Source organism: Paenibacillus sp. 276b, assembly GCF_900107875.1.
Lineage (GTDB): Bacteria > Bacillota > Bacilli > Paenibacillales > Paenibacillaceae > Paenibacillus > Paenibacillus marchantiae.
On record NZ_FNRR01000003.1, the window covers coordinates 132,155 to 143,698 of the forward strand.

At 47.9% G+C, this 11,544-nt stretch carries 9 protein-coding genes; 2 read left to right on the plus strand and 7 right to left on the minus strand.

What is annotated here, in order from left to right:
- Positions 1 to 77: 77 nt before the first annotated feature.
- The 6 genes from BLV50_RS16695 to BLV50_RS16720 all read right to left on the minus strand — a co-directional run bounded on the left by BLV50_RS16695 (position 78) and on the right by BLV50_RS16720 (position 8,311).
- On the minus strand, positions 78 to 905 hold the full coding sequence (locus tag BLV50_RS16695; protein WP_024632759.1) for a carbohydrate ABC transporter permease: 828 nt from the start codon (positions 903 to 905) through the stop codon (positions 78 to 80).
- Positions 902 to 1,786: a carbohydrate ABC transporter permease gene (locus BLV50_RS16700; RefSeq protein WP_064641854.1), complete on the minus strand. Its 885-nt coding sequence runs from the start codon at positions 1,784 to 1,786 to the stop codon at positions 902 to 904. The genes BLV50_RS16695 and BLV50_RS16700 overlap by 4 nt, the downstream gene beginning before the upstream one ends.
- A gap of 78 nt (positions 1,787 to 1,864) precedes the next feature.
- Complete coding sequence (locus tag BLV50_RS16705) at positions 1,865 to 3,145, minus strand: ABC transporter substrate-binding protein (protein WP_063566932.1); 1,281 nt, start codon at positions 3,143 to 3,145, stop codon at positions 1,865 to 1,867.
- Positions 3,146 to 3,289: 144 nt separating this feature from the next.
- Positions 3,290 to 4,390, minus strand: a complete 1,101-nt coding sequence (locus tag BLV50_RS16710) for a response regulator (protein ID WP_063566931.1) — start codon at positions 4,388 to 4,390, stop codon at positions 3,290 to 3,292.
- Positions 4,387 to 6,177, minus strand: coding sequence for a sensor histidine kinase (locus tag BLV50_RS16715; RefSeq protein WP_072733656.1), 1,791 nt, complete (start codon positions 6,175 to 6,177; stop codon positions 4,387 to 4,389). The genes BLV50_RS16710 and BLV50_RS16715 overlap by 4 nt, the downstream gene beginning before the upstream one ends.
- A gap of 130 nt (positions 6,178 to 6,307) precedes the next feature.
- The gene (locus tag BLV50_RS16720; RefSeq protein ID WP_072733657.1) at positions 6,308 to 8,311 is read right to left on the minus strand and encodes a beta-galactosidase; all 2,004 of its coding nucleotides are present in this window, start codon (positions 8,309 to 8,311) and stop codon (positions 6,308 to 6,310) included.
- Positions 8,312 to 8,557: 246 nt separating this feature from the next.
- On the opposite strand from BLV50_RS16720, the gene BLV50_RS16725 reads away from it, so the two are divergent.
- Positions 8,558 to 9,532: an AraC family transcriptional regulator gene (locus tag BLV50_RS16725; RefSeq protein ID WP_072733658.1), complete on the plus strand. Its 975-nt coding sequence runs from the start codon at positions 8,558 to 8,560 to the stop codon at positions 9,530 to 9,532.
- 32 nt (positions 9,533 to 9,564) lie between these two features.
- On the opposite strand, the gene BLV50_RS16730 is transcribed toward BLV50_RS16725, so the two are convergent.
- Positions 9,565 to 10,173: a molybdenum cofactor guanylyltransferase gene (locus BLV50_RS16730; protein ID WP_256337993.1), complete on the minus strand. Its 609-nt coding sequence runs from the start codon at positions 10,171 to 10,173 to the stop codon at positions 9,565 to 9,567.
- An 81-nt stretch (positions 10,174 to 10,254) separates the two neighbouring features.
- On the opposite strand from BLV50_RS16730, the gene BLV50_RS16735 reads away from it, so the two are divergent.
- A complete protein-coding gene (locus BLV50_RS16735) occupies positions 10,255 to 11,496 on the plus strand; it encodes an MFS transporter (protein WP_371129263.1) in 1,242 nt (413 codons plus the stop codon).
- Positions 11,497 to 11,544 lie beyond the last annotated feature (48 nt).

The following is an 11,544-nucleotide window of genomic DNA, read 5'->3' on the forward strand; positions in this document are numbered from 1 at the left end:
TCCGATCAAGGCGGTTCTTTTGAATTTTTGTATTCATAAGACAGACACGTCTCGTCTAGATCGCAGGCAGGTTTTCTTTACCCTTTTACCGCACCCTCTGCAATCCCCTCCATGATGAACTTTTGGAAGAACGCATAGATGAGAACCACCGGAATCGCGGTCAGTACCAGGGAGGATAGAATCAACGGCCATTCCTTATTGTACTCGCCAAACAGCATGTTCGTGGACAGAATCAGCGTATAACGATTTACATCCGTCAGCATGAGTAGTGGCAACAGGAAGTCATTCCATATCCACAGGAAGTCCAAGATGGCGATGGTGACCGTAATTGGCAGCAACAATGGGAAGATGATCTGGAAGAACGTCTGGAACTCATTACATCCATCCATCTGTGCCGATTCTTCCAATTCACGCGGGATGGACTTAACAAACCCGTGATACAGGAAGATCGCCATGTTCACACCAAGTCCGATATAGATCAGGGCCAATCCGTATGTGCTACCTTGAACGTGAAGTCCTTTGGCAACCCGTGTCAGCGGAATCATGATCGAGTGAAAAGGAACGAGCATGGATGCCACGAACAGGAAGAAGATCAGGTTGCTCAATCTGCCTGAAGTACGCGACAGCTTGTATCCGGCCAATGAAGCGCAGAATACAATACCACCAATCCCCAGGAAGGATACAATCGCCGAGTTCAAGGAGCTGCCCAGCAGGTTGATTTTGTTAAATGCATCCGAGTAGTTTTCCCAATGAAATGTCGTTGGGAGAGCTATAAAAGACTGAAACATTTCGCCTTGTGTTTTGAATGAGTTCACAATCGCCATGTAGATTGGCAGCATTGCGACGAGGGAGCCCAGCACCAGCAGCAGTCGAATAAGGTAGCTGTTAATTCGTTGCATCCTCATGCTTCCACCTCTTTCTTCTTCATCACCGTAATCTGAATGAGCGTGAAGATGAGCACGATGACGAATAACACAACCGACTTGGCACTGGCATATCCGTATCTAAAATTGTTGGAGAATGCCTCTTCATAAATATTCATCGTAATGACCTGAGTTGCTCTGCCTGGACCGCCACCTGTCAGACCGTACACAACTTCAAATACTTTGAAGGCTCCGTTCAGTGTCAGGAAGAAACAGATCGTCACGGCATGAGTGATCATCGGTAATACGACATTACGCAGTACCTGGAACGCGTTGGCTCCATCAATAACAGCCGCTTCCTTCAGACTCTTCGGCACACCCTGGAGTGCAGCCAGATAGATGATCATCATATACCCCACACCATTCCAGAGCGATACGATCAGGATGGAGTAGAATGAAAATTTCGGATCACCCAGCCACTGTTGGTCCAAAAAGGAGACCGCCAACTTCTCGGCCAGCTGCGGCAGCACCTGGGAGAAGATGAATGTCCACATAAAGGCGCTGATGATTGTACTGATCATGTTCGGCATGAAAAACAGGGTCCGGAATAACCCCTTGCTGCGCGTCCGTGTCTCAATGAACACGGCGAGCAGCAAGGCAATTCCATTTTGCAGAATCAGCATAAACACCACATATTTCAACGTGAACCACAGGGAATTCAGAAAGTCGGGATCTTCCTTGAACAGTTCCACGAAGTTCCCCAGACCGATAAAACTGTAATCCCGGTTCAGACCATTCCAGTCCGTCAAGCTGTAGAACAAGCCGCTAAATGTGGGATACAGCAGGAAAATGGCATAGATGACAAAGGCAGGCGCAGTGAACGCTAGCAGCGACAGATACTTCTTGAATACATTCGTAGCCATTGGTTCTCCCCCTTTTCACTATAAGCATACTCGCGGAAACGGGGGAACGAAGACCGTTCTGCCAGCCGTTTCATCTGCTTACTTGTTGACTTTGTTGTAGGATTTCCACGCCTTGTCGAGCGCATCAATCACCTGCTGCTGATCCAGTTGTCCGGAGTAGTAACCTTGCAGCGCTTTGCCTGATTCATCCTTAACCGCTTGAGGAATGGATGGATCCTGATACGCTTTGCCTTCATTAACATATTTCAGGGCATCGTCTACCCAAGGGAAACTTTTGAAGTCATGAATTTTGGCAACCGGATTGAATTTCAGTGCTTCGTAGAATGCACTTGAGTCCTTGTCATCGAGAACATAGTTCACGAAGTCGAGTGCCACTTCCTTGTTTTTGCTGGAGGAAGATACGGCCAGTGAAGTCGATGTGCTCAGGTTGATTTTGGTATCATCCGGGTTGTCATTGATCGGCAGTGGAGCTACGCCGAAGTTGATATCCGGATTGGACTTCAGGATGGTTTCCGCGAACCAAGGTCCTTGAATCCACATTGCTGCTTTGCCTGTTGCAAAGGCTGCTGAACCATCATCGCCGCCCACTTCGAGTGCTTTCTCCGTTCCATTGGCATTGACGAGATCGAAGATGTCGAACAAGGATTTCATATCCGAGAAGGAACCTTGATCCTGATTCATCTTATCCAAGAAGTCTTTATGTTCTGACTGAGTCAGTGCACCTACAGTAAGTGGCAGGAACAGTTGTGGAATCCAGGCTTCTTTGTATGAAAGTTCAAACGGGGTGATGTTGGCTGCTTTCAGCTTTTCCACGACCGCTTTCATTTCCGTCAAAGTTGTAGGTACCTCTATCCCCTGCTCTTTGAAAATATCCTTATTGTACAGGTATCCCCAAGATAACGTTTCCAAAGGAACGGCCACGACTTTACCCGATGCATCCGTTACGGAAGGCTTAACGGAATCCAGTAATTTATCGACAAAAGGTTGACCCGACAGGTCTTCCAGATAACCTGCTTTGCTGAACGGTGGAATTTCATTGACCGCATGAAGTGCGAACACGTCCGGTGCATCATTGGAGGCAAGTCGTGTTTTCAGAATCTGAGGCGCATTATCTGCTGGCGGCATCTCCAGTTGTACGTTGACCTCAATATTCTTTTCGGCTTTCTCCTTGGCTTTGAACTGTTCTATATATTTATCGTAATGTTCTTTCAGCCGCGGCTGTGCAATGAATACTTTGAGGGACACCGTACTGCCCGATGCAGTTCCCTCCGTCTTACCATCCGTACCCGCATTGGAACCGCAGCCTGCGAGCAGAACACTCACAAGTACCGCACTTGCTACGCTTTTCCATACTTTCATCTCTTATGACCTCCCGGTGTAACTGGTTTGTCTTTCATAGGATCATTATATATCACAAAATGAAAGCGCTTCATTGGACATTATTAGACTCATTTATTGGATTATTTTAAACCTTAATCCAACAGTAAGCTCTCTGTGAACGAATTATTTAGGGCTGTTACCTGATATTCGAGGTTGTCCCTTTCGCATCTCTCCAGGCGAAACTCCGAAGTGTTTCTTGAACACCCGGTAAAAGTACGATACATCCTCATAACCCGTCATCTCAGCAATATGTTTGAATGGAATCTGATCATCGAGCACCCACTCCTTGGCTCTTGCCATCCGTAACTGGACAATATAGTCGGTCACATTCACGCTGTGTTCTTTTTTGAACACCTTGCTGAGATATTCTTTGCTAACAAAAAAGATCTGGGCAAGCTGCTCCAGCGTAATCATCTCCATGCAATGCTGCTCGATGTATTGCTTCACCTCATCCAGGTTCAGCTTGTTCTTGAATTTGCGCTGCGCAATCAGCTGCTCCAACGAAGTATAGTAAGGCGCTGATATCCAGTCCACCGCCGATGCAATGGACGCCAGAGCCGTCGGCGGCGGGAGCACAGCTGCTACAGGTTGCTCGCATAAGCCGTTGGAAACACACAGCTCGCCCAGCAGCGTCTGTAATTCGTATGCTATCCGCCCCAGCTGTTGCGGTCTCCGGATATCACTGGTATCAAGTCGGTGCTCCAGCTGCCCGAACAGCTCATGTAATCCCTGAACGTTCAAGTCGTTAAAACGCAAGCGTGCCTGCTGCTGAAACAACGAGAATTCGCCAGAAAAAGCCGAAGGATAAGGTTCCCACGACTCCGGCCCGGACTCGGTCTTTTCCAATTCACGTTTACACTTGGCCAGAACGTTATTCAATTCATCGGGATTTACTGGCTTAAGCAGATAATCAGCGGCACGGTGACGAATGGCATGTTTCGCATAATTGAAATCATCATAACCGCTGACCACAATCACTTTGATATGCGGATATTGTGCGCTCAGCGTCTGGAGCAGTTCCACGCCGTCTTTACCCGGCATACGCATGTCTGTAATGATAATATGGGGCTGATGCTGCTCGACCAACCGGATCGCCTCTCCGCCATCCTCTGCCTCACCTGCTACCACCATGCCAAGCTCATCCCACGTGCCCAAATTGCGCAAAATGTCTCTATTCCATGGCTCGTCGTCCACTAACAGCACTCTATAATGATCCTTGTTCACGAGATCTCGCCTCCTGTATGGCAAGGAATTCGAACAGTGACACGGGTTCCCTGTCCTTCCCCACTCTCCATGTTCATACCGTATGCAGGCCCAAAGTGCATCAAAATGCGTGATGCGGCATTGACCAGACCAATGCTAGTGCCCGAGCTCCATACTCTGTCTCCTTGCTGGGACAGCTTGGACAGTCTCGATTGCATCTCGGCCAGCCTCTCTTGATCCATGCCCATCCCATTATCGGAAATGCGGATGGTTACCTCATGATCTAGTCGGACAACTTGAATGTTCAATTTCCACTCTCCCTGCTTTTTCTCCAGACCATGAACAAATGCATTCTCCACAATCGGTTGCAGGGACAACTTGGGAATGTAACAGTCATTCAGCCCGCCTTCAATCTCCAGTTTATATTCAAGTCTGCTGCCAAAACGCTGCTTCTGGATGAGCATATAATGCTCCAGTTGGTCCAATTCGGACTGTAATGGCACAAGACCATCCGGCGCTCTGACAATATAACGGAACATCTCACTTAGTGCACGAATAACTTTATAACTGTCTGCCGGCTTCTGTGAGTACACCATACCTCCGATCATCTGCAACGTATTTTGTAGAAAATGCGGGTGAATCTGGGACTGAAGCGCCTTGAGCTCGGCCGTCTGTTTCTCCAGATTCATGAGATAGTTATCCCGGATATGCTCCCGAATGCGGCTTGCCATACCATGCAGATTTTTCTCCAGCAGGCCAATCTCATCCACCCGACCACTGCGCACCACTTCCTTGTCCTTGATCAACTGGATTCCCTTCATGGAATTCGCCAGTCTGACAATCGGTTTGGATGTTCGCCAAGCCACAAGTGCTGCCAACAATACCGAAACCACGGTAGCTAGCCCACCCACAACAAGACCATATTTCATCGTTTCCATTGCACTCTCATTGATGACATGGGAAGGTACAATTTTGATCAGACGCATTCCTGAAGGATCAATGGCATGATAGAATACATATTCCTTGGCTGTTCGAATGAAACCGGAACTGTCCTTCGTAGCTGCGAGCCTTTCCAGCGCCTCTGCTGAAGGCTGTATCTCCTTATTTGGCTGATAGACCGGACTTCCCGTACTATCCGCGATGTACACCGCATAATCTCCCCGGCTGTCCAGCAATTCCAGTGTCTGATTGAATTCGGCCCACTTGACTTCCAGACTGATCGCGCCGATCTGCGCCTGATCCTCGAATCGGTTCATGCTGCGGGTCATATGAAACTTCTCTGGATCGTTCGGATCATTAATAATCGTAAAGTCCTTATGCTGTTTAAAAAGTTCATCGTATGCCGAAGGAATGTCCGGGACTGATCTGATCCGGCTTTCCATCGAGTTGAAGGTGAACAATGTGTCCAGTTCCTTCAGGTATAATTCCACACCAAATACATAGTTGCCAGCCGAATAATATACACTGTTCAGCATGTTGAACACAGCCTTCTGTTCATCGAAGCGGCTGGCAGCTGGAGCATCCTGGTTCAATGCCAAATACTGATGCAGCTCATCACTGATCTGAATGGAATAGATGAGATTGTTCATCCGCGCGAATTGTTCACCCAAATAGATGGAGGCCCAATTCATATTCGCACGGTTGGTCTCCATGATCTCTTCTTCCATGGAAGAACGGGTATTTTCGGCTGCTACAACCGTCATGGCAATGACGGGCAGAATGGCCAGAAACGTCATGGTGAGGATTAATTTGTTGCGAATGCTGCGTTTGAACGGATCAGTAAGCTTCCGATATAATTCGGTAAACACGAGGCATCCACTCCTGAGCTATGAGCTAAAATAAGATAAACGCCCCAGCATGAAGCCGAGGGCGCTTTGGTCTTGGTATTCTTTTTATAATCATTGAAAACAGACTTGTCAATTCATTTATGATTTCCCATTATTGCTCAATAATGCAGAACCCCCATGGTTCCAGCTTCATATTCTGCCCTCCGGACACCGCTGTTCCTGCCAAAAGTTCCGTTCCGTCCCCGTAGGCATACACGAACGAAATCGCCTGATCGGAGTAGTTAAAGAAATACCGAATCGTATTCCCTTGATCATTCACTCCGCTCTTCACGATGATTGGAAAAGCCAATTCCTGATCGGTTCCCCACAGTCCAGCTTCCTTCATGACACGCTCCAACACGTTGCGGATCACCGCGGAGCTGGTATAACATCCAACGTACGTTGCTTTGCCCTTGCCATAGGTATTCTGGGTAATTGCTGCATATTCTCCCCAGTGAGGATGATCATACCAGGCCAGCACTTCTGCAGTTGTTGGTGTGATGAGTTCCATCCAGGTGTGAATCTGATTCTGTTCCTCTCCAACCTCGAACGGATCATCTCGAAGCGAAACATTTTTCGGCTCTACAAAAAGGTTGTAACTGATGCCACAAGCCTCACTGATCAGTCCAGGCTGGTGGGTAGAGCGGACCTTAATATGCTCATTAGCGAATCCGCTCTTGAAGGAGTAAACGACATGCCCACCATCTTGTACGAATTGGTTCAGCCTCTCAAGCAAGACATCGGAAGCTGCGTACAAAGCAGGCACAACGATCACATCATAGCCTTCATAACTCTCCACAGACGGATCAATCAGATCACAGCCAATATTCATTTTGTATAATTCGTCATACATCCAGCGGATAACGTCGTTGTATTTTTTGTCACTCGTAAAATTAAATCCGAACCACTTGATCGACGTCAACGCCTCATTGCTGAACAGCACGGCTACCCGATTCGTTTTCTTCAAATTCACAAGTTGCGGGCTAAGTCTGGCAAAATCCCGGCCGATCGTTTTGGCCTCGTTGTACACCGGATTGGGTTCAAAATCATGGCTCAGCAATCCTTTCCAATACGTCTCAAATGAATTATGCAAGGAATGCCAGTGCCAATAGGCGACCATGTTTGCTCCCGATGCCAGGTGGCTAAACGCCTGAAGGCGAAGCTGTCCGGGGTAGGGAACCCAATGCCAGAAAGCCTGCGCTTCCGTCTCCAGTACGAGATAGTTCGATTGTTTGGTGGAACGTGCCACGTCACCACCGAATGAAATCTCAATGCCGGTCAGATCATCCTGCGACGGATGGTAGATGTCCACACTGGTGATGTCAAAAGGTTTGGATGCGGCAAAATGGTCCACATCTCCCTGAATGCCGTACGAATATCCACGCCAGTCGAAGTCAAAATTCTGGGTTACAAACTGCCCCTCCTGTTTGTACTCATTTACAATTCCGACCTGCCACGCTAGAAAGTTAGTTACCAGTTGGCGCTGGAATTTGGCAAATTCAGCTCCCAGACTGCCGTTGATTGTACCAACAACAGACGGGAAGTCCTCCCAGCTATTAATGCGGTTACTCCAGTAATCCAGCCCAAATTCCTTGTTCAGATCATCCAATGAGCTGAACTTGTTACGCATATATTTGACGAATTGCAATTGTACATTATCTCCGGCAGTGTTGTAATGCTTCGTTTCGTTATCCGTCTGATAACCAATCACGGCAGGGTGTTTACTGACACGGGAAATCAGCTTGCGAATGATGCGTTCCGCATAGAACAGATACGTCGGATGTGTGATATCCATGATCTGCCGCGCCCCATATTTCCCCGGTCCCTGTACCGTTGTTGCCAGAACATCCGGGTGCTCCTTGACCATCCACGTCGGAACAGCATACGTAGGTGTACCCACAATAACCTGAATACCCGCCGCATGCATGGCATCCAGAACACGATCTACTGAGGAGAAGTCGAATACACCATTCTGTGGTTCATGCGTACTCCATGTTGATTCCGCAATCCGCACCACGTTGATGCCTGCATCTTTCATCATCTGAATATCCTTGTCCAATCGCTCATAAGGCATATATTCGTCATAGTAGGCTACCCCGTACAATAACTTGTCCATGTTAAAATCCCCTTTTCATCCGGAAGTATGAAGCTCTTGGCATTTATACAAAATGAAATGATCCAATTGAAAAATGATAACGTTTACATTATTATCTATTGAAGTACATCAGAGACTTAGCAATCTGCCGAACGCTCTCCTGTTCTGCGATTTTCAATGTTGGCGTTAAACTGATTATAATGAAGTATACTATGGGTGCCGATTGTACAAGGCGAGTTATTTTTACCCTTTTCCGAGGTGAATGTCATGGATATCCGATCGCAGCTGCGAGAAATGCCACATCATACACTGGCTCACTGGCTGCCTATTATCGACTGTAACATTAAATTCTATGGAGCGCACAGCCAACAAGTTCCATACGGTTGGGCGATGCCGGAGGAATGCCATCCGGGCTTTGAAATTATGCTGATTATAAAGGGGACTCAGGAGAGTGTAATTCACGGATATACCTATACGGTTGAGGAAGGTTCGATTCTGCTAATTCCACCCGGATTCAAACATACAAACCAATGTGTATCATCAGAGGGCATGACGTACTTCAGTGCTCATTTTAATGTAGATGATCCCGTATTTACCCTGAAGCTGATGTCACATCACAGCCGAATCTATGAGGCAGGCACCACAGATAATATGCAAATGCGCCCTGTCCTGGAGAACTGGATGAACATGATCAGAACATCGGAGGCATACACTTCCACAGACAAATTTATCATGCAGGCACGCATGTTTGAATTGTTTGCCCTGCTGTCCCAGGCAGCTGACCGTGAACCACTATCCACCCGATCTGATGCTTCGCCTAATGCTCCAGCTCCCGCAGCCATGCATTATGCAGGAGCCATCGCAGAAGCCATCAAACAGGCGTTCCATACCCAGCTCCGAATCAAAGAGGGCAATGTATCCACCGTCAAAGTGGAACAGATCATATCCTCATTTGGCATCAGTCCGGGATATGGGTTGCAGATCTTTCGCAAGGTATACGGACAATCTCCACGGGCCTACCTGTCCAGCCTGAAGCTGCAGGAAGCCAAAGTACTGATCGAACAGCCGAAGCTCTCTTTGGGGGAAATTGCATGGAAGCTGGGCTACACCCATCTGTCGCACTTCAGTCGGCAATTCAAACGATGGACGGGCCAGAGTCCACTTCAATATCGCAACGCCGTTCAGGATCTATCCAACGAATCGGGTCCAGTGGACCAGAGTTGGGAGACCGAATCGGACTAAGAAAGGAATCAGAAGATGAATGAATAGATGGGTTAAGGGCCGTATGATCTGTTGCGAATATGCTCATACTCTTCCGGGGTATTCATATTACTAAGCTGAATGGCCACATCATGGACACCAGCGCTTTCCAGCTCATCGACGTCGACATATCGGCAGCTGATCTCTTCAAGCCATTGGGTTACTTTCAGTCTATTATCTATTAAGCGCTGTTCAAGTTCGGGGAGAACATGTCTATGATATGCACCTGCAAGCGGATGAACACGCCCTGCCAGTCGTGGAACGATCGCTTGATGCTCTTGACCTGATTCGGTGAGCCACTTCATACCTTTGAAAAAGGATGGCTCTATAAGCGGCATATCACAGGCGCAGACAAGGTTCCAGTCTGTCTGCGAGGCTTTCAGCGCGGCATGCAACCCTGCCAGCGGTCCCTTCCCAGGGTAATAATCCTGAACGCAGTCATAGGGCAATGCCTCGTATGCAGCCGTGTTGGCTCCTGCGGAAACGATAATACTATTCACAGCTGGTGCCATCGCTTGGATGACCTGCTCCAGCACGCTGGAACCATTCCATTCCAACAATGCCTTATTGGAACCCATACGGCGGGATAAACCTCCTGCCAATACAATACCTGTCCATTCCATCGTGCTCACGGTAATCCTCCTCGTTCAATAAACTTATTCTATACATTGAATACCCTTTCAACAAATGATACATTGAAGAATATGATTCTGAAAGGAATGGCTCTATTGGACAGATATGCACCCGGAAGAGGCAATCCCTCTTTGGTTTCGCTGAAACTATATAACTTTTTCATTTATGGAGCCATTTCAATCTTCGCCGGTTTTCTTCAGTTGTATTTGCAGGAAATCGGGATGACCAAATTGGAGATTGGCAGTCTGATGGCGATTGGTCCGTTTGTATCCTTGTTCGCTAATCCGTTCTGGGGCTTCTGGAGCGATAAATCACGCAATATTCGCATTATTCTGATGATGATGATGGGTGGCACCTTTGTGCTTGCTCAGGCCGTATTCTATGCGCCTACGTATGCCTGGATTTATGCAGCCATGATCTTTTTTTATTTTTTTCAAAGTCCACTGTTTGCCCAAACCAACAGCCTGATTCTCGGTTATATCGATGGCACAACTCAGAAATTCGGTACGTTTCGGCTTTGGGGATCGCTGGGTTGGGCTCTAACCGCTGTGGCTGCCGGACCGCTGATTGACCGCCTGGGAGCGGGCAGTGTATCGATTGTCTTTGCCTTCATGATTGTCATTGCCTTTGTCTTTGCCTTGTTTCTACCCAGACAACCGATCGCTTCAGATACACCTGTAGTGAGCTTTCGACGTTTCGGCAGGGTGATGTTCAATCCGTACTTTATGATCTTTATCGGGCTTGGGGTGCTCGTTTCCGTACCCAACGCCATGAACAGTACATTTATGTCATTATACATCGTGGAAATGGGTGGCGATAAACAGATGGTTGGCTGGGCCATCTTCACATCATCCATCCTTGAAGTGGGTGTTTTCTTGCTCCTGGACCGTTTTCTCAAACGCAAAATGAGCATGCTTCTATCATCGCTCATCCTGATCAGTCTGTTGTTCGCCATCCGCTGGCAGCTCATGGCCTTAGCGAACAATCCGTTAGAGATTGTGTTCATTCAGCTCATGCACTCCATTACGTTCGGCGGGTATTTCTATGTAGGAACCCAGCTGACGATGCTGTTCATTCCAAGGCCGTACCGTTCCTCTGGTCAGGCCGTGTATACAATGGCCTGGGGCGGCCTCTCTGGTGTCATTGCCGGCCTGTTCGGCGGCTGGCTGTTCCAGAGCTTCGGTGCCGAAGTGATGTATAACATCGGGGTATTCTTCTCCCTGATCGGTGCTGTTGGTTTTGCAATCATGTGGCTCTCGAACCGCCGCAACGGCTATCAGCCAACTGTGTTGACGGAAATGGGTGAAAGATAATCTTTTGTTGTAGGCTATTCGCACGTTCAAAGTCACACTGGAGCACTC